The sequence below is a fragment of the Pseudomonas sp. A6 genome (assembly GCF_052367875.1).
Lineage (GTDB): Bacteria > Pseudomonadota > Gammaproteobacteria > Pseudomonadales > Pseudomonadaceae > Pseudomonas > Pseudomonas citronellolis.
This window is the reverse complement of record NZ_CP198970.1, coordinates 725,889-745,044: the sequence shown is the minus strand read 5'-3', so window position 1 is coordinate 745,044 and position 19,156 is coordinate 725,889. Positions and strand designations below refer to the sequence as shown.

The window sequence follows — 19,156 nt, the reverse complement described above, 5'->3', positions numbered from 1 at the left end:
GGCCCTTCACGGCCCCGGCTCCGGCAATTCCCCCGCATCCAGCGGCACGCGCACCCGCAGGCTGCTGCCCTCCCCCGGCTGGCTGTCGATCTCCAGCTCGCCGCCGAGCATCAACACGCGCTCGCGCATGCCGACCAGGCCGAAGGAGCTGCCGCCCCAGGCCGCCGCGGTATCGAAGCCGCGGCCATCGTCGCTGATGCTCAGGCAGAGTTCGTCGCCCTCCACCCGCAGGGCCAGTTCCACAGTATGCGCCTGCGCGTGGCGCATGACATTGGTCAGCGCCTCCTGGAGGATGCGGAACAACCCGATGGCCTTGGCGTCACCCAGGCGCGGCGGGTTCTCCGGCACCTCCACCAGGCAGGGGATCCCGGTGCGCGTCTCGAAGCGCCGCGCCTGCCACTCCAGCGCCGAGCCGATGCCGGCGTCGAGGATCGGCGGGCGCAGCGCCGAGGCCACGTCGCGCACCAGCTGGAACAGCTGGGCGATGAGCTTCTTCATGTTGCCCAGGCGCTCGCTCAGGCCGGGGTCCAGCTCGCCGTAGCCCAGCTCGCACATGGAGGTTTCCAGTTTGAGCACGGTCAGCACCTGGCCCAGCTCGTCGTGCACTTCCCGGGCGATGCGCGCCTTCTCTTCCTCGCGCACGCTTTCCAGGTGCGCCGACAGCTCGCGCAGCTGCGCCCGCGATTGCGCCAGCTCCAGCTCGATCTGCTTGTTGTCGCTGATGTCCCAGACCACGCCGTCCCAGGCCAGGCGGCCGTCTTCCAGGTGCCGCGCGGTGGCCTTGATGTCCACCCAGCGCGGCTCGCCGGAGCGGGTCAGGATGCGCCCCTGCCAGTGCCAGTTCTTGCCGCCGGCCACTGCCTCCAGCTGGCTGGCCAGGTAGCCGTCGCGGTCGCCCGGGTGCACCAGGCCGAGGATGCCCAGGCCGCTTTCGCGCAGGTAGCCGGGGGAATAGCCCAGCGAGGCCTCGCTGCCACCGCTGATGAAGCTGAGGTGGGCGAAGTCGGAGCCGCCGGGGGCGCTGGGCTCCAGGCGGAACACCAGGCCGGGGACGTTGGCGGCGATGCCCTGCAGGCGCGCCTCGCTCTCTTCCAGGGCGGCGCGGGCGCGGCGCCGCTCGGTGGCGTCGTTGAGGAACACCAGCAGGTATTCCGAGCCGCCGAAGCGCAGGAAGCTCAGCGACACTTCCGCCGGCAGCCACTGGCCGTCGGCGCGGCGCAGGTGGCTTTCGAAGCTCAGCGGCCCCTCTTCGCTGTTGCGCGCGCGGCGCCAGAGGTCGAGCCAGGCGTCCATGCCCAGGCTGGGCTCGAAGTCCGCCAGGGGCCGCTCGATCACCTCGCCGGGGGCGTAGCCGAGCATGTCCTCGGCGGCGCGGTTGGCGTAGCGCACGTGGCTGTCCCAGTTGACCCAGAGGATGCCCACGGTGCTGCTGTCGATGGCGAACTGGGTCAGGCGCAGGGCTTCCTCGGCCGCCTGGCGCAGCTCCATGTCGCGGCGCGCGGCGAGCAGGCGCTGCTCCAGCACGTTGCGCTGGTGGCGCAGCCACAGCGCGGTGGCCAGGGCCATGAGCAGCAACAGGCCGAGGAGGATGCAGAGGTTCTGCCAGAAGCCGGGGGATTGCCCCAGGCGCGGATACTGCGGCTGCAGCCAGCGCTCGTGCAGCTGGTCCAGCTGCTTGGCCGGCAGGGCGCGCAGGCTGGCGTCGAGGATGCCGGCCAGCTCCGGCAGGTCGCGGCGGGTGGCCAGGCGCAACAGCTGCGGATAACCGATGTCGGCCAGCACGCGGAAGCCGGAGAATTCGACCTCGCGGCTGAGGCGGGCCAGGTGCGCCTCGTCGACCACCGCGTAGCCGGCGTCCTGGCCGAGCACCCGGCGCAGGGCTTCGCGGTCGCTGTCGGTGAGCTGCAGCTCCAGGCTCGGGTAGGTGCCGCGCAGGTAGTCGGACACTGCCCCCGGGCCACGCAGCGCCACGGGTTCGAGCGCGCCCAGGCGCTCCAGCTCCACGGAGCCGGGGCCGTCGCGGAAGCCGATGAGCAGGCGCGGCACCCGCAGGTAGGGGTCGGAGAACAGCCAGTCGCGCAGGCTGGAAGGAGTCTGGGCAAGCCCCGGGGCCAGATCGATTTCGCCGGCGCGGGCGGCACGCTCCAGTTCGTCCTGGTCGGCATAGACGCGCCACTGCAGGCTCACCTGCAGCGCGCCGGCGATCCAGTCGAGCAGCTCGACGTGGGCGCCGGAAAGCTGCTGCAGGCGCCGGTCCTGCTGGGCGTAGGGCGCATCCAGGACCACGCCGACGCGCAGCTGCGGGTGCGCCTGCAACCAGGCTCGCTGGGCGGCGTCCAGGGGCACGCCGGCCGGCAGGTCCTGCGCCGCGCCCCACAATGGAATGCACAACAGGAACGCCGCCACGGCGCTCCACCACAGTCGTCCCATGCCCGCTCCCCGAGAAAAAAGCGCGCCTACATTACCCCATGGCGGGGGGAACCCGGTAAGGCCGGCGCCTGACAAACCAGGAACAAGGGATTAGTCTGGCCGTTTTGCCAGGCCAGCCCGAGCCACGCAAGGAACCCGCCCCATGCCCCGTCCCGCACAGCCTACCCGCCTCGCCCTCTGCCTGGCCCTGAGCCTGGCGCCCCTGGTGCCGGGCTGGGCCGAAGACGCACCGGCCAGCCCGCCCGGCCCGGCGGTGGCGCCGGCAACGCCCGCGCGCCCGGCCCTGGAGGAACGCAGCCAGGACGAAGCCAGCGCCCTGCAGCAGCGCCTGCCGCAGAAGCAGCAACAGACGCTGCAGGCCGGCGAGGAAAGCTTCCTCGCCCTGTGGCTGCCGGCCAACGCGCCGCAGGCCGAGGGCGTGGTGATCATCGTCCCCGGCGATGGCGAGAACCCCGACTGGCCGGTGGCGGTGGGCCCGCTGCGGCGCAAGCTGCCCGACGCCGGCTGGCAGACCCTCGCCCTCGGCCTGCCCGACCCGCAGGACAGCCAGCCGGCGCCGCGCAAGGAAAGCGCGGACAAGGCCGCCGCCGACAGCGATGCCGGCGCCAGCAGCAAGGACGTCCAGGGCGAATCCGGCGCCGCCACGCCCACCCCGGAAAGCACCGCCGAAGCTGGCAGCGGTGAACCGGCCCAGGCCAGCAGCGAGGCGCCGCCGGCGCCGGATGCGGCCATCGAGCGGCGCAAGGCCTATGCCGAGCGGGTCATGGCGCGCATCCAGGCCGGCCTCGACTTCGCCCTGCAAGGCAAGCCCAAGAGCATCGTCCTTCTCGGCCACGGCACCGGCGCCTACTGGGCGGCGCGCTACCTGGCCGAGCGCGAGCCCGGCGAAATCCACAACCTGCTGATCGTCGACGCCGAAGTGCCGCGGGACTTCCGCCCGGCGCTGGAAGACATGGTGCCGCGCCTGCAGCTGGCCACCGGCGACTTCTATTACAAGGACAGGCGCGTCGACCGCGAAGCCGCCAAGGCCCGACTGCAAGCGAGCCGGCGCGAGACCGGCAAGACCTACGTGCAGATCGGCATGAACGCCCTGCCGGCCGACCGCGCCACCGAGCAGGACCAGCTCTACCGGCGCATCCGCGGCTGGCTGTCGCTGCACATCAAGCAGGCGCCGGCCGAGTAGGCCGGCCCCGGCAACCAACCCTAGCGGAAACCGCGACGCTCGCGCACCAGGGCATAGGCCTGCTGGATTTCGCGGGTCTTCTCGGTGGCAGCGGCGATGCGCGCCTCGCCGGCGCCGGCCAGCTTGTCCGGGTGGTGCTGGCTGATCAGCCGGCGGTAGGCGCGCTTGATCTCCTCCACCGGGCTGTCGTCTTCCACCCCCAGCAGACGCAGGGCCTGGCGATAGCTTTCCGCCCGGTTCGGCGGCGCGCGCAGGGCCTCGGCGCCAGCGGCCAGGGACAGCACGGTGGCGCGCGGCAGGCCGAAGCCCTCGCCCCAGCGCAGGATCAGCGCCTTCTCCGCCGCGCTCGGTGCGCCGGCCGCCCAGGCCATGCGCCAGCAAGCCTGCAGCAGGCCGTCGACGCTGGGCCGCTGGCCCCGGCACTGCTGCACGCCCTCCTCCAGGCGCGAGCCGCCCTGCTTGCCGCGGTTGAAGGCATCGATGGCGCGCAGGCGCCCGGACTCGTCCAGGCCCAGGCGCAACATTTCCGCCCGCGCCTGCTGGATGTGCGCGTCCTGCACGCGACCGCGGCTCTTGGCCACCCGGCCGAGCAGGAGGAACAGCAGCTCCTCCTCCGGCACCCGCGCGCCGCCGCGCAGCTCATCGAGGAGTTCGCGCCAGCTGCGCCGGCGCAGGCGACGGTCCAGCACCTGGCCGAGCAGGCCGCCGAGCATGGCCCCGGGGATGCTCGCCAGCGCCCAGCCGGCGACTATGCCTATCAGGGTGCCCGGCCAGAACATTCAGCCGGCCGCCAGCAGACGTTCGACTTCGGCCAGGCGCTCGTGGGTGCCGACGTCCACCCAGCGCCCGCGGTGCAGCTCGCCGCTGACGCGGCCGGCGGCCATGGCCTCGCGCAGCAGCGGCGCCAGCCTGAAGGCGCCCCCCGTGCAAGCGGTGAACAGCTCCGGGTGCAGTACGGCGATGCCGCTGTAGGTGTAGCTGGGCTCGCCTTCCCGGTAGTCGCCGACGCGTTCACCTTCCAGGCGGAAGTCGCCGCGGGTGTTGTGCCCGGGGTTGTCCACCAGCACCAGGTGCGCTAGGTCGCCCTCGGCCAGCGCGCCCTGCAGGCGCGCGTAGTCGAAGTCGGTCCAGATGTCGCCGTTGACCAGGGCGAAGGGCGCTTCGCCGAGCAGCGGCAGGGCGCGGAAGATGCCGCCGCCGGTCTCCAGCGGCTCGCCTTCGGCGGAATAGCGGATGCCGACGCCAAAGCGCGAGCCATCACCGAGGTAGTCCTCGATCTGCTGCCCCAGCCAGGCGTGGTTGATCACCAGGTCATGGAAACCGGCGCGGCGCAGGGCCAGCAGTTGGTGCTCGATCAGCGGCCGGCCGCCGGCCGGCACCAGTGGCTTGGGCGTGTGCAGGGTCAGCGGGCGCATGCGCTCGCCCTTGCCGGCGGCGAGGAGCATCGCCTTCATGGCGCCACCGGCTGCGGCAGCTCGGCGAGCAGCGCGCCCAGGTCGGCCAGCTCGGGGCGGCGGGCGACGACGCTGTCGAGGTAGCGGAAGAAGCGCGGCACGTCGCCCAGGTAGCGCGGCTTGCCGTCGCGGTGGCAGATGCGCGCGAAGATGCCGATCACCTTCAGGTGGCGCTGCACGCCCATCAGGTCGCTGGCGCGGAAGAATTCCTCGAAGGTCGGCGGCAACGCGATGCCGGCGGCCTGGGCCTTGCGCCAGTAACGGCTGAGGCCGTCGTGCACGCGCGGCTCGGGCCAGCTGAGGAAGGCGTCCTTATAAAGGCAGGTGACGTCGTAGGTCACCGGGCCGTACACCGCATCCTGAAAATCGAGGATGCCGGGGTTCGGCTCACTGAGCATCAGGTTGCGCGGCATGTAGTCGCGATGCACCAGCACCCGCGGCTGCTCCAGCGCACTGGCCACCAGGCGGTCGCAGGTGCGCTGCCAGCGCGCCAGTTGCTCGCCTTGCAGCTCGATGCCCAGGTGACGGCCCAGGTACCACTCGGGGAACAGGCCCAGCTCGCGGCGCAGCAGCGCCTCGTCGTAGGCCGGCAGGCGGCCTTCGGCCGGCACCTGCTGGAAGGCCACCAGGGCGTCCAGGGCATCCTCGAAGAGTTCCTCGGCGTTCTGCGGGCTGAGCACGTCCAGGTAGGTCTGGCGGCCCAGGTCGTCGAGCAGCAGCAAGCCCTGCTCCAGGTCCTGGGCGAGAATGCGCGGCACGTGCACGCCGGCCTCGGCGAGCATGCCGGCCACCTTGACGAAGGGGCGGCAGTCCTCCTGGGGCGGCGGCGCGTCCATGACGATCAGCGTGCGGCCCTCGCCCTGCCAGCGGAAATAGCGGCGGAAGCTGGCGTCGCTGCTGGCTGGGGTGAGCTCGGCGGGTGGCACCGGCCCCCATCCCTCGGCACTGAACACTACGGGTAAACAAGAGTCCAACCAGCGATTCAGGAGCTGGTAACGGGCATCCTCAGACATCTTTGGGGGTTCTCCACGGCCCTAGCCGTTGCGCGGGTCATGCTTTATTATCCAGCATCTTTTTGAGCCCATCGAGTGGCTATGGCCGAATCTGGCCGATGGCTCGCAGGAAGCCCGGATTAACAAGATGGCAGTGATTCTCCCCGTGTTCCGTAGAAAGTTCCCCTTACTGGTGACCGGTGGCCTGCTGGCTATGCAGCCGCTCGCTTCCTCGACCGCCACGGCGGCCGAACAGTTCAACTGCACCCCCTCCGGCGGCAGCTGGGACTGCTCCTCGCAGCAGCCGGCCAGCGCGCTGCCGCCGCGTCCGGAGCATACCGAAAGCTCGGTCAGCACCCGCGCCAGCGGCGAAACCGTCGCCGGCGGTGCGGCAGCCGGAGCCGAAGAGCCCAGGCAGAAGCTGGTCACCGAGAGCGGCGGCAAAGGCCTCAAGTCGCGCAGCGCCGACTACAGCCACCTCGACTGGGTCCCGCGGGAGAAACTCACCGCCGCCCAGTTGGCGGAAGTCGGCCCGTACTGCAGCGGCGCCTACATCGAACCGACCCGCCCGGGCATGAACGACAAGACCCCGCGCGACGAGGCACCGACCTACGTCTCGGCGAAGGTCTCGCGCTACGAGCAGGAGTCGCAGGTCGCGACCCTGGCCGGTAACGTGGTCCTGCGCCAGGGCAGCATGCAGGTGGAAGCCGACGAGGCCAACCTGCACCAGGCGGAAAACCGCGGCGAGCTGGCCGGCAACGTGCGCCTGCGCGACAACGGCGCGCTGATCGTCGGCGACCACGCCGACCTGCAGCTGGACAACGGCGAGGCGAAGATCGACAACGCCGAGTACGTCATGCACCAGGCCCAGGTCCGCGGCAGCGCTCTCTACGCCAAGCGCCAGGAAGACGCGATCATCCAGCTCAAGGACGGCACCTATACCCGTTGCGAGCCGGGCAGCAATTCCTGGTACGTCAAGGGCAACAACATCAAGCTGAACCCGGCCACCGGCTTCGGCACCGCGACCAACGCGACCCTGCGGGTGAAGGACATTCCGGTGTTCTACACCCCCTACATCTATTTCCCGATCGACGATCGCCGCCAGTCCGGCTTCCTGCCCCCCACCCTGGGCAGCACCAGCGACACCGGCATGTTCGTGGTCACCCCGTACTACTTCAACCTGGCGCCGAACTACGACGCCACGCTGTTCCCGCGCTACATGGCCAAGCGCGGGCTGATGATGGAAGGCGAGTTCCGCTACCTGACCCACAGCAGCGAGGGCCAGGTCAACGCCGCCTACCTGAACGACAGGGACGACGGCCGCGAGGGCCAGCCGCACTTCACCGACCAGCGCTGGATGTACGGCTGGAAGAACACCAGCGGCCTGGATTCGCGCTGGCTGGCGCAGGTCGACTACACCCGCATCAGCGACCCGTACTACTTCCAGGACCTGGACACCTCCCTGGGCCTGGGCTCGCCGACCTACGTGAACCAGCAGGGCGCCCTGACCTACCGTGGCGACGACTTCACCGCGCGCCTAAACGCCCAGGCCTACCAGCTGGCCACCGTGACCGACGTGACCCCCTACGACCGCCTGCCGCAGCTGACCCTCGACGGCCGCCTGCCCTATCACCCGGGCGGCCTGGAGTTCACCTACGGCAGCGAACTGGTGCGCTTCGACCGCAACCTGGACGAGGACGTCTACTTCGACGCCGACGGCAACGTGCTCGGCCAGCGCCCGGACGTGAACATCTCCGGCCTGGCCCGCGCCACCGGCGACCGCGCGCACTTCGAGCCCGGCATCAGTCTGCCGCTGGCCAGCAGTTGGGGCTTCCTGACGCCGACGCTGAAGGCGATGTACACCAAGTACGACCTGGACCTGGACGGCCAGGGCAAGGCACAGCTGAACAGCGCCACCAACTATGGCGAAGTCAGCTACGACAGCAGCCCGGACCGCTCGCTGCCGCTGGCCAAGCTCGATGGCGGCCTGTACTTCGACCGCGACACCACGTTCGGCGGCACCAAGTTCCGTCAGACCCTGGAGCCGCGCGCCATGTACCTGTACGTGCCGTACCGCAACCAGGACAACCTGCCGAGCTTCGACACCGGCGAGTTCAACTTCAGCTACGACTCGCTGTGGCGCGAGAACCGCTTCACCGGCAAGGACCGCATCGGCGACGCCAACCAGCTATCCCTGGGCGCCACCTCGCGCTTCATCGAGGACAACGGCTTCGAGCGCGCCTCCGTCAGCGCCGGCCAGATCTACTACTTCTCCGACCGCCGCGTGCAGCTGCCGGGCCTGACCGAGAAGTACATCCGCAACTACAACCTGGCGAACCCGAACAACCCGATCGACAACCCCGACGCGGACACCTGGCGCTCGCCCTACGCCCTGCAGGGCGTCTATCGCTTCAACCACGACTGGCGCCTGAGCTCGGACTACAACTGGAACCCCAACACGCACCACACCGACAGCGGCAGCGTGATGTTCCACTACCAGCCCGAAGCCGAGCCGCAGAAGGTGTTCAACGCCGGCTACCGCTACCGCGCGGACAGCAAGTCGTTCGACCCGAACCTCGGCCGCTTCAGCTACAACAGCGACGAGTACAAGATCGAGCAGCACGACTTCTCTGTCATCTGGCCGATCGTCCCGCAGTGGAGCGCGATCGCCCGCTGGCAGTACGACTACAACCAGAACCGTACCCTCGAGGCCCTCGGCGGCTTCGAATACGACAGCTGCTGCTGGAAACTGCGACTGGTCAACCGCTACTGGCTGAAGTACGACGACGACAACTTCTACACGTCCGACTCGAAAGCCGACCGCGGCATCTTCCTGCAAATCATCCTCAAGGGCCTTGGCGGCGTTGTAGGCAACCAAGTCGAAGGCTTCCTCGACCAAGGCATCCAAGGTTATCGTCAACGTGAAGACAGCTCTATGTAATGCCCTGCGCCCGCTGATGCTGGGCGCCCTGCTGGTCTGTTCCGCAGCCCACGCCGAAGTCACCCCGCTGGACCGTGTGGTGGCCATCGTCGACAACGACGTGGTCATGCAGAGCCAGCTCGACCAACGCCTGCGCGAAGTCCGCCAGACCATCGAGAAGCGCGGCGCGCCGCTGCCGCCCGAGCACGTGCTGACCCAGCAGGTACTGGAGCGCCTCATCATCGAGGACATCCAGCTGCAGATCGGCGAGCGCTCCGGCATCCGCATCACCGACGAGGAACTGAACCAGGCCATGGGCACCATCGCCCAGCGCAACAACCTGAGCCTGGACCAGTTCCGCGCAGCCCTCTCCCGCGACGGCCTGTCCTACGACGACGCCCGCGAGCAGGTGCGCCGCGAGATGATCATCAGCCGCGTGCGCCAGCGCCGCGTGGCCGAGCGCATCCAGGTCAGCGACCAGGAAGTGCAGAACTTCCTGGCTTCGGACCTGGGCAAGATCCAGCTCTCCGAAGAGTACCGCCTGGCCAACATCCTCATCCCGGTGCCGGACGGCGCTTCGCCGGAAACCCTCCAGGCCGCCGGCAGGCAGGCCCAGGAGATCTACCAGCAGCTCAAGCAGGGCGCCGACTTCAACCAGTTGGCGATTTCCCGCTCGGCCGGCGACAACGCCCTGGAAGGCGGCGAGATCGGCTGGCGCAAGGCCGCCCAGCTGCCTTCGCCGTTCGACGGCATGATCGGCAGCCTGGCCGTGGGCGATGTCACCGAGCCGGTGCGCACTCCCGGCGGCTTCATCATCCTCAAGCTGGAAGAGAAGCGCGGCGGCAGCAAGATGGTGCGTGACGAGGTGCATGTCCGCCACATCCTGCTCAAGCCCAGCGAAATCCGCAGCGACGAGGAAACCCAGAAGCTGGCGCAGAAGCTCTACGAGCGCATCCAGAGCGGCGAGGACTTCGGCAAGCTGGCCAAGCAGTTCTCCGAAGACCCGGGCTCGGCGCTGCACGGCGGCGACCTCAACTGGGTCGATCCGGAATCCCTGGTGCCGGAATTCCGCGACGTGATGAACAGCATCCCGCAGAACCAGTTGTCCAAGCCGTTCCGCTCGCCGTTCGGCTGGCACATCCTGGAAGTCCTCGGCCGCCGCGCCACCGACAGCAGCGACAAGTTCCGCGAGCAGCAGGCCGCCCAGGTCCTGCGCAACCGCAAGTACGACGAGGAACTGCAGGCCTGGCTGCGGCAGATCCGCGACGAAGCCTACGTCGAGATCAAGCTGTAAGCGCCCCGCGCGACACAGGAACCCGGCCCCGCGGCCGGGTTTCTTTTTATCCGCGCCCCACTTGGGCGTAGAGTGGGCCCATCCCGAACAACCCCGGCCGCCGGCGCGGCCGATGCCTTAGAGACACCCGCCATGCAAGCCTCCAAGCCATTCGCCCTCACCCCCGGAGAGCCGGCCGGCATCGGCCCGGACCTGTGCCTGCTGCTGTCCCGCGAGGCCCAGCCCCAGCCGCTGGTGGCCATCGCCAGCCGGCAGATGCTGGCCGAGCGCGCCGCCCTGCTAGGCCTGGACATCCAGTTGCTGGAAACCGGCCCCGGCCAGTGGCCGCAGGCGCCCGCCCCGGCAGGCTCGCTCTATGTCTGGGACACCCCTCTGGGCGCGCCGGTAAAAGCCGGCCAGCTCGACCCGGCCAATGCCGGCTACGTGCTGCAGACACTGACCCGCGCCGGCCAGGGCTGCCTGGACGGCAGCTTCGCCGGGATGATCACCGCGCCGGTGCACAAGGGCGTGATCAACGAAGGCGGCGTGGCCTTCTCCGGGCACACCGAATTCCTCGCCGAGCTGACCCGCACCCCGCAGGTGGTGATGATGCTCGCCACCCGCGGCCTGCGCGTGGCGCTGGTGACCACCCACCTGCCGCTGCGCGAGGTGGCCGACGCCATCACGCCCGAGCGCCTGGCGCGCGTCACCCGCATCCTGCATGCCGACCTGCGCGACAAGTTCGGCCTGGCCGAGCCGCGCATCCTGGTCTGCGGCCTCAACCCCCACGCCGGCGAGGGCGGCCACCTGGGCCACGAGGAAATCGACGTCATCGAGCCCACCCTGGAGCGCCTGCGCGGCGAAGGCATGCAACTGATCGGCCCGCTGCCGGCCGATACCCTCTTCACTCCCAAGCACCTGGAGCACTGCGACGCGGTGCTGGCCATGTACCACGACCAGGGCCTGCCGGTACTCAAGTACAAGGGCTTCGGCGCGGCGGTGAACGTCACCCTGGGCCTGCCGATCATCCGCACCTCGGTGGACCACGGCACCGCCCTGGACCTGGCCGGCACTGGCCGCATCGACGGCGGCAGCCTGCAGGTGGCGCTGGAGACGGCCTACCAGATGGCGGCCGCTCGCGCCGGCAGCCAGTAGTGGCAAGCGGCAAGCGGAGCTAGCTGGTAAACTTTTCTCCTTTTGAACACCGCTTTGGCTCTTGCTTGTCGCTTGCAGCCTGGAGCCGCCTTTATGTCCGAGCTTTTCCAACATCGCGCGCGCAAGCGCTTCGGCCAGAACTTCCTGCACGACGCCGGGGTGATCCACCGCATCCTGCGCGCCATCGCCCCCAAGGAAGGCCAGCACCTGCTGGAGATCGGCCCGGGCCAGGGCGCCCTGACCGAAGGCCTGGTGGACAGCGACGCGCAGCTGGACGTGATCGAGCTCGACCTCGACCTGATCCCGCAGCTGAAGTGGCGCTTCGGCCTCAAGCCGAACTTCCGCCTGCACCAGGGCGACGCCCTGAAGTTCGACTTCGCCACCCTGCCCCAGGCCGGCGAGAAGCTGCGGGTGGTCGGCAACCTGCCCTACAACATCTCCACACCGCTGATCTTCCACCTGCTGGAGCACGCCGGGATCATCCAGGACATGCACTTCATGCTGCAGAAGGAAGTGGTCGAGCGCCTGGCCGCCGAGCCCGGCGGCGGCGACTGGGGCCGGCTGTCGATCATGGTCCAGTACTTCTGCAAGGTGGACTACCTGTTCACCGTCGGCCCCGGCGCCTTCAACCCGCCGCCCAAGGTGGAGTCGGCCATCGTCCGCCTGGCGCCCTACGCCGAGCCGCCGCACCCGGCCAAGGACCACCGCCTGCTCGAACGCATCGTCCGCGAAGCCTTCAACCAGCGCCGCAAGACCCTGCGCAACACCCTGCGCAGCCTGATGTCCATCGAAGACATCGAAGCCGCCGGCGTCGACCCCAGCCTGCGCCCGGAACAGCTGGACGTGGCCGACTTCGTGCGCCTGGCCAACCGCCTGGCGGAACTGGCCCCCGAGCAGTGAAACCCTCGACGAGACGCCCGAGCCGAGCATGAGCGATCCCCGATACCAGATTTCCGTCAGTGTCACCACCCGCCACCTGCCCGAGCAATCGCAGCCGGAGCAGCAGCGCTACGTCTTCGCCTACACGGTGACCATCCACAACCAGGGCGAGCAGGCGGCCAAGCTGCTCAGCCGCCACTGGATCATCACCGACGGCGACGGCCACGTGCAGGAAGTGCGCGGCGCCGGCGTGGTGGGCGAGAAGCCGCTGATCGAGCCGGGCGCCAGCCATACCTACACCAGCGGCACCGTGCTGGCCACCAAGGTCGGCAGCATGTCCGGCAGTTACCAGATGGTCGCCGCCGATGGCCACCATTTCGACGCCGAGATCCCGGTGTTCCGCCTCGCCGTTCCCGGAGCGCTGCACTGATGGCCACCTACGCCGTGGGCGACCTGCAGGGTTGCCTGGAGCCGCTCAAGCAACTGCTGCAGCGGGTAGCCTTCGACCCCGCCCGCGACAAGCTGTGGCTGGTCGGCGACCTGGTCAACCGCGGCCCGCAGTCGCTGGAAACCCTGCGCTACCTCTACGCCATGCGCGATTCGGTGGTCTGCGTGCTGGGCAACCACGACCTCCACCTGCTGGCCGTGGCCTACAACGCCGAGCGCCTGAAGAAGGCCGACACCCTGCGCGAAATCCTCGAGGCGCCGGAGCGCGACGACCTGCTCGACTGGCTGCGCAACATGCCCCTGGTGCACCACGACGCCCAGCGCGACGTCACCCTGGTGCATGCCGGCATCCCGCCGCAGTGGAGCATCGAGAAGTCCCTGCAGCGCGCCGCCGAGGTGGAGGAAGCCCTGCGCGACGACCAGCGCCTGCCGCTGTTCCTCGAAGGCATGTACGGCAACGAGCCGGCCAAGTGGGACAAGAAGCTGCACGGCATCGACCGCCTGCGGGTGATCACCAACTACTTCACCCGCATGCGCTTCTGCACCCCCGACGGCAAGCTCGACCTCAAGAGCAAGGAAGGCCTGGACACAGCGCCGGAAGGCTATGCCCCCTGGTTCAGCTACCCCGAGCGCAAGGCCGCCGGGCGCAAGATCATTTTCGGCCACTGGGCGGCGCTGGAAGGCCAGTGCGACGTGCCTGGCCTCTACGCACTGGACACCGGCTGCGTGTGGGGCGGTAGCATGACCCTGCTGAACGTCGACAGCGGCGAACGCATCGCCTGCAGCTGCGCCGGCAACGCCGGCTGAGCCCACCCACAGAGCAGAGAACATGAGCGAATTCAAGCGCATCGCCCCCGAACAGGCCCACCAGCTGCGCCAGGCCGGCGCCCAGGTGGTGGACATCCGCGACCCGCAGAGCTACGCGATGGGCCACGTCACCGGTTCCCGCCACATCGACAACTACTCGGTGGCCGATTTCATCCGCCAGGCCGACCTCGACGCCCCGCTGCTGGTGTTCTGCTACCACGGCAATTCCAGCCAGAGCGCAGCCGCCTACTTCGTCCAGCAGGGCTTCACCGACGTGTACAGCGTCGACGGCGGCTTCGAACTGTGGCGCAGCGTCTATCCCGCGGATACCAGCAGCGGCCAGGCGGACTGAGGGGCCCGGCCGAGGTTCCACAAATAAATCTGTAACTTCTCACCCGATTCCCCTTTACAGGCCGGATAACGAACTATCCTTTTCCTCAGGCCATCCAAAAGGGGAGAGCCGGCCCACCGGCTTCCGGGAATCGGCAGTGACCATTTGGGGCGGTTCAGGGCGCAAGCCAGGTACCGTTGGAGTTCTGGGGGAAATTCGCCGGCCACGCTGGCAGCCCGTCCGCACCCACTCACACCGATCCCGTGCCGGCTCCATGCATCGAGCGAGGAGACGTCATGAGTATTTTCAGTCACTTCCAGGAACGCTTCGAAGCGACCCGCCAGGAGGAATACTCCCTGCAGGAGTACCTGGATATCTGCAAGCAGGACAAGACCGCCTACGCCACCGCGGCCGAGCGCATGCTGATGGCCATCGGCGAGCCGGAACTGCTGGATACCTCCACCGACCCACGGCTGTCGCGAATCTTTTCCAACAAGGTGATCCGCCGCTACCCGGCGTTCGCCGACTTCCACGGCATGGAAGAATGCATCGACCAGATCGTCGCCTTCTTCCGCCACGCGGCCCAGGGCCTGGAAGAAAAGAAACAGATCATCTACCTGCTCGGCCCGGTGGGCGGCGGCAAGTCGTCCCTGGCGGAAAAGCTCAAGCAACTGATGGAGAAGGTGCCCTTCTACGCCATCAAGGGCTCGCCGGTGTTCGAATCGCCCCTGGGGCTGTTCAACCCGGATGAGGACGGCGCCATCCTCGAGGAAGACTACGGCATCCCGCGGCGCTACCTGCGCTCGATCATGTCGCCGTGGGCGACCAAGCGGCTCAACGAGTTCGGCGGCGACATCAGCCAGTTCCGCGTGGTCAAGCTGCACCCCTCGATCCTCAACCAGATCGCCATCGCCAAGACCGAGCCGGGGGACGAGAACAACCAGGACATCTCCGCCCTGGTCGGCAAGGTGGATATCCGCAAACTGGAGGAATTCCCGCAGAACGACGCCGACGCCTACAGCTACTCGGGCGCGCTGTGCCGGGCCAACCAGGGCCTGATGGAATTCGTCGAGATGTTCAAGGCGCCGATCAAGGTCCTGCACCCGCTGCTGACCGCCACCCAGGAGGGCAACTACAACAGCACCGAGGGCCTGGGCGGGCTGCCCTACAGCGGCATCATCCTCGCCCACTCCAACGAGTCCGAGTGGCACAGCTTCCGCAACAACAAGAACAACGAGGCCTTCATCGACCGTATCTACATCGTCAAGGTCCCGTACTGCCTGCGCGTCACCGACGAGATCAAGATCTACGACAAGCTTTTGATCAACAGCTCGCTGGCCCACGCGCACTGCGCCCCGGACACCCTGAAGATGCTCTCGCAGTTCTCCGTGCTGTCGCGCCTGAAGGAGCCGGACAACTCCAACATCTACTCGAAGATGCGCGTCTACGACGGCGAAAACCTCAAGGACACCGATCCCAAGGCCAAGTCGATCCAGGAATACCGCGATGCCGCCGGGGTCGACGAGGGCATGGCCGGGCTTTCCACCCGCTTCGCCTTCAAGATCCTCTCCAAGGTGTTCAACTTCGACCCGCACGAAGTGGCGGCCAACCCGGTGCACCTGCTCTACGTGCTGGAGCAGCAGATCGAGCAGGAGCAGTTCCCGCCGGAAACCCGCGAGCGCTACCTGCGCTTCATCAAGGAATACCTGGCGCCGCGCTACGTGGAGTTCATCGGCAAGGAAATCCAGACCGCCTACCTTGAGTCCTACAGCGAATACGGCCAGAACATCTTCGACCGCTACGTGCTCTACGCCGACTTCTGGATCCAGGACCAGGAATACCGCGACCCGGAAACCGGCGAAATCCTCAACCGCGCCGCCCTCAACGAGGAGCTGGAGAAGATCGAGAAACCGGCCGGCATCAGCAACCCGAAGGATTTCCGCAACGAAATCGTCAACTTCGTGCTGCGCGCCCGCGCCGGCAACAACGGCAAGAACCCCAGCTGGCTGTCCTACGAGAAACTGCGCGTGGTGATCGAGAAGAAAATGTTCTCCAACACCGAGGACCTGCTGCCGGTCATCAGCTTCAACGCCAAGGCCAGCAAGGAGGACCAGCAGAAACACAACGACTTCGTCCGGCGCATGGTCGAGCGCGGCTACACCGAGAAGCAGGTGCGCCTGCTGTCGGAATGGTATCTGCGCGTACGTAAGTCGCAGTAACTTCAAAGCCGCTCAAGGCTGGAGGCTGAAGGCTGGACGAAAAAGCCGCCCCTTCAGCCTCGGCGCGGAGGGCTCGTAGAAGTGGTGCTGGCGGGTACGTAAATCGCAGCAACCCAAAGCCGCTCAAGGTGGAAAGCTGAAAGCTGGACGCAAAGCCGCACCCCGTCCAGCCTCCAGCCTCCAGCCTCAGCCCGGAGGGCTCGTATGAGCTACGTGATCGACCGCCGTCTGAACGGCAAGAACAAAAGCACGGTGAACCGCCAGCGCTTCCTGCGGCGTTACCGTGAGCACATCAAGAAGGCGGTCGAGGAGGCCGTCAGCCGGCGCTCGATCACCGACATGGAGCACGGCGAGCAGATCAGCATCCCCGGCCGCGACATCGACGAACCCATCCTTCACCACGGCCGTGGCGGGCGGCAGACCATCGTCCACCCGGGCAACAAGGAATTCACCACCGGCGAGCACATCGCCCGGCCCCAGGGCGGCGGCGGTGGCCGTGGCGGCGGCAAGGCCAGCAACCAGGGCGAGGGGATGGACGACTTCGTCTTCCAGATCACCCAGGAGGAATTCCTCGACTTCATGTTCGAGGACCTGGAACTGCCCAACCTGGTCAAGCGCCACATCACCGGCAGCGACACCTTCAAGACCGTGCGCGCCGGCATCAGCAACGACGGCAACCCCTCGCGCATCAACATCGTCCGCACCCTGCGCTCGGCCCACGCCCGGCGCATCGCCCTGACCGGCTCCACCCGCGGCAAGCTGCGCGCCGCCGTGGCCGAACTGGAACGGCTCAAGCGCGAGGAGCCGGACAACCTCGGCGACATCCAGGCGCTGGAGCAGGAAATCACCCGCATGCGCGCGCGCATAGACCGCGTGCCCTTCCTGGACACCTTCGACCTCAAGTACAACCTGCTGATCAAGCAGCCCAACCCCACCTCCCAGGCGGTGATGTTCTGCCTGATGGACGTCTCCGGCTCCATGACCCAGGCGACCAAGGACATCGCCAAGCGCTTCTTCATCCTCCTGTACCTGTTCCTCAAGCGGAACTACGAGAAGATCGAAGTGGTGTTCATCCGCCACCACACCAGCGCCCGCGAGGTGGACGAGGAAGAGTTCTTCTATTCCCGGGAAACCGGCGGCACCATCGTCTCCAGCGCGCTGAAGATGATGCAGGAGATCATGGCCGAGCGTTACCCCACCCACGAGTGGAACATCTACGCGGCCCAGGCCTCCGACGGCGACAACTGGAATGACGATTCGCCCGTCTGCCGCGATATCCTGATGAAACAGATCATGCCGTTCGTGCAGTACTACACCTACGTCGAGATCACCCCGCGCGAGCACCAGGCGCTGTGGTTCGAGTACGAACGGGTGCGCGAAGCCTTCGAAGACAGCTTCGCCCAGCAGCAGATCGTCTCCGCCGCGGACATCTACCCGGTGTTCCGCGAACTGTTCCAGAGGAGGCTAGTCGCATGAGCAAGCGCCAGCCCATCGCCACCGGGTCGGAATGGACCTTCGAGCTGATCCGCCAGTACGACCGGGAGATCAGCCGTATCGCCGAGCGCTACGCGCTGGACACCTACCCGAACCAGATCGAGGTCATCACCGCCGAGCAGATGATGGACGCCTACGCCTCGGTCGGCATGCCCATCGGTTATAACCACTGGTCCTACGGCAAGCATTTCCTCAGCACGGAAAAGAACTACAAGCGCGGGCAGATGGGCCTGGCCTACGAGATCGTCATCAACTCCGACCCCTGCATCGCCTACCTGATGGAGGAAAACACCCAGTGCATGCAGGCGCTGGTGATCGCCCACGCCTGCTACGGGCACAACAGCTTCTTCAAGGGCAACTACCTGTTCCGCACCTGGACCGACGCCAGCTCGATCATCGACTACCTGGTGTTCGCCAAGCAGTACATCATGCAGTGCGAGGAACGCTACGGCATCGACGCGGTGGAAGACCTGCTGGACTCCTGCCACGCCCTGATGAACTACGGCGTCGACCGCTACAAGCGGCCCTACCCCATCTCCGCCGAGGAAGAACGGCAGCGCCAGAAGGAACGCGAGGAACTCATCCAGCGCCAGGTCAACGACCTGTGGCGGACCATCCCGCGCGCTGCCGGCAAGGACAAGGAACAGGAACTGGCGCGCTACCCCAGCGAGCCGCAGGAGAACATCCTCTACTTCATCGAGAAGAACGCCCCGCTGCTGGAACCCTGGCAGCGCGAAGTGGTGCGCATCGTGCGCAAGGTGGCGCAGTACTTCTACCCGCAGCGCCAGACCCAGGTGATGAACGAAGGCTGGGCGACCTTCTGGCACTACACCCTGATCAACGACCTCTACGACGAGGGCCTGGTCACCGACGGCTTCATGATGGAGTTCCTCCAGTACCACACCAGCGTGGTCTACCAGCCCGGCTTCGACAGCCCCTACTACAGCGGCATCAACCCCTACGCCCTGGGCTTCGCCATGTACCGCGACATCCGCCGCATCTGCGAGGAGCCCACCGAGGAAGACCGCCGCTGGTTCCCCGACTACGCCGGCAGCGACTGGCTGGCCACCCTCAAGTTCGCCATGAAGAGCTTCAAGGACGAGAGCTTCGTGCTGCAGTTCCTCTCGCCCAAGGTGATCCGCGAGTTCAAGCTGTTCAGCATCCTCGACGACGACCAGAAGGACGACCTGCTGGTCGACGCCATCCACGACGACGACGGCTACCGCAAGATCCGCGAGACCCTCGCCGCGCAGTACAACCTGGGCAACCGCGAGCCCAACGTGCAGATCTGGAACGTCGACCGCCGCGGCGACCGCTCCCTGACCCTGCGCCACCAGCAGCACGACCGCCAGCCGCTGGGCGAATCCACCGAGGACGTGATGAAGCACCTGCACCGCCTGTGGGGCTTCGACATCCACCTGGAAACCCTCAACGGCGAGCAGGTCGTGCAGACCCACCACATGCCCCCAAAGGGTGAACGCGAGAACGAGGACGGCTACCCGCGGCTGGACCTGATCATCCCGCCCATTTGATCGGTTGACCCTCCCCGGGGCAGGACCGAGCATGGCACCA

15 protein-coding genes are annotated in these 19,156 nt (G+C 67.5%); 11 read left to right on the top strand and 4 right to left on the bottom strand.

What is annotated here, in order from left to right; all coding sequences use genetic code 11:
* Positions 1-6 precede the first annotated feature (6 nt).
* Positions 7-2,430, bottom strand: coding sequence for a PAS domain-containing sensor histidine kinase (locus ACTWJ5_RS03310; RefSeq protein WP_444437467.1), 2,424 nt, complete (start codon positions 2,428-2,430; stop codon positions 7-9).
* 142 nt (positions 2,431-2,572) lie between these two features.
* On the opposite strand from ACTWJ5_RS03310, the gene ACTWJ5_RS03305 reads away from it, so the two are divergent.
* Complete coding sequence (locus tag ACTWJ5_RS03305) at positions 2,573-3,613, top strand: alpha/beta hydrolase family protein (RefSeq protein ID WP_444437466.1); 1,041 nt, start codon at positions 2,573-2,575, stop codon at positions 3,611-3,613.
* 20 nt (positions 3,614-3,633) lie between these two features.
* Here the strand turns inward: ACTWJ5_RS03305 and ACTWJ5_RS03300 are convergent, their stop codons facing one another.
* The 3 genes from ACTWJ5_RS03300 to ACTWJ5_RS03290 are packed head-to-tail and all read right to left on the bottom strand — an operon-like array spanning position 3,634 to position 6,080.
* Complete coding sequence (locus tag ACTWJ5_RS03300) at positions 3,634-4,392, bottom strand: DnaJ domain-containing protein (protein WP_116425438.1); 759 nt, start codon at positions 4,390-4,392, stop codon at positions 3,634-3,636.
* On the bottom strand, positions 4,393-5,067 hold the full coding sequence (murU, locus tag ACTWJ5_RS03295) for an N-acetylmuramate alpha-1-phosphate uridylyltransferase MurU (protein ID WP_444437465.1): 675 nt from the start codon (positions 5,065-5,067) through the stop codon (positions 4,393-4,395).
* A complete protein-coding gene (locus ACTWJ5_RS03290) occupies positions 5,064-6,080 on the bottom strand; it encodes an aminoglycoside phosphotransferase family protein (protein WP_444437464.1) in 1,017 nt (338 codons plus the stop codon). The genes murU and ACTWJ5_RS03290 overlap by 4 nt, the downstream gene beginning before the upstream one ends.
* Before the next feature lie 127 nt (positions 6,081-6,207).
* Here ACTWJ5_RS03290 and ACTWJ5_RS03285 point away from each other — a divergent pair, with 127 nt between their 5' ends.
* The 10 genes from ACTWJ5_RS03285 to ACTWJ5_RS03240 all read left to right on the top strand — a co-directional run bounded on the left by ACTWJ5_RS03285 (position 6,208) and on the right by ACTWJ5_RS03240 (position 19,116).
* Positions 6,208-9,000, top strand: a complete 2,793-nt coding sequence (locus ACTWJ5_RS03285) for an LPS-assembly protein LptD (protein ID WP_253391652.1) — start codon at positions 6,208-6,210, stop codon at positions 8,998-9,000.
* Positions 8,981-10,273: a peptidylprolyl isomerase SurA gene (surA, locus tag ACTWJ5_RS03280; RefSeq protein ID WP_261747052.1), complete on the top strand. Its 1,293-nt coding sequence runs from the start codon at positions 8,981-8,983 to the stop codon at positions 10,271-10,273. The genes ACTWJ5_RS03285 and surA overlap by 20 nt, the downstream gene beginning before the upstream one ends.
* A gap of 132 nt (positions 10,274-10,405) precedes the next feature.
* Complete coding sequence (gene pdxA, locus ACTWJ5_RS03275) at positions 10,406-11,407, top strand: 4-hydroxythreonine-4-phosphate dehydrogenase PdxA (protein WP_444437463.1); 1,002 nt, start codon at positions 10,406-10,408, stop codon at positions 11,405-11,407.
* Between the two features lie 93 nt (positions 11,408-11,500).
* Complete coding sequence (gene rsmA, locus ACTWJ5_RS03270) at positions 11,501-12,307, top strand: 16S rRNA (adenine(1518)-N(6)/adenine(1519)-N(6))-dimethyltransferase RsmA (RefSeq protein WP_444437462.1); 807 nt, start codon at positions 11,501-11,503, stop codon at positions 12,305-12,307.
* A 28-nt stretch (positions 12,308-12,335) separates the two neighbouring features.
* Entirely contained in the window at positions 12,336-12,716 is a 381-nt protein-coding gene (apaG, locus tag ACTWJ5_RS03265; protein ID WP_043319225.1) for a Co2+/Mg2+ efflux protein ApaG, read from the top strand.
* Complete coding sequence (locus ACTWJ5_RS03260) at positions 12,716-13,540, top strand: symmetrical bis(5'-nucleosyl)-tetraphosphatase (RefSeq protein WP_444437461.1); 825 nt, start codon at positions 12,716-12,718, stop codon at positions 13,538-13,540. The genes apaG and ACTWJ5_RS03260 overlap by 1 nt, the downstream gene beginning before the upstream one ends.
* A gap of 22 nt (positions 13,541-13,562) precedes the next feature.
* Positions 13,563-13,892, top strand: a complete 330-nt coding sequence (gene glpE / locus ACTWJ5_RS03255; RefSeq protein ID WP_043269294.1) for a thiosulfate sulfurtransferase GlpE — start codon at positions 13,563-13,565, stop codon at positions 13,890-13,892.
* Positions 13,893-14,167: 275 nt separating this feature from the next.
* Positions 14,168-16,090, top strand: coding sequence for a PrkA family serine protein kinase (locus ACTWJ5_RS03250; RefSeq protein WP_444437460.1), 1,923 nt, complete (start codon positions 14,168-14,170; stop codon positions 16,088-16,090).
* A 204-nt stretch (positions 16,091-16,294) separates the two neighbouring features.
* The gene (locus ACTWJ5_RS03245) at positions 16,295-17,566 is read left to right on the top strand and encodes a YeaH/YhbH family protein (protein ID WP_058487628.1); all 1,272 of its coding nucleotides are present in this window, start codon (positions 16,295-16,297) and stop codon (positions 17,564-17,566) included.
* Positions 17,563-19,116 (top strand): SpoVR family protein, encoded by a 1,554-nt coding sequence (locus ACTWJ5_RS03240; RefSeq protein ID WP_074984341.1) that lies wholly within the window; start codon positions 17,563-17,565, stop codon positions 19,114-19,116. Before ACTWJ5_RS03245 ends, ACTWJ5_RS03240 begins: the two co-directional genes overlap by 4 nt.
* Positions 19,117-19,156 lie beyond the last annotated feature (40 nt).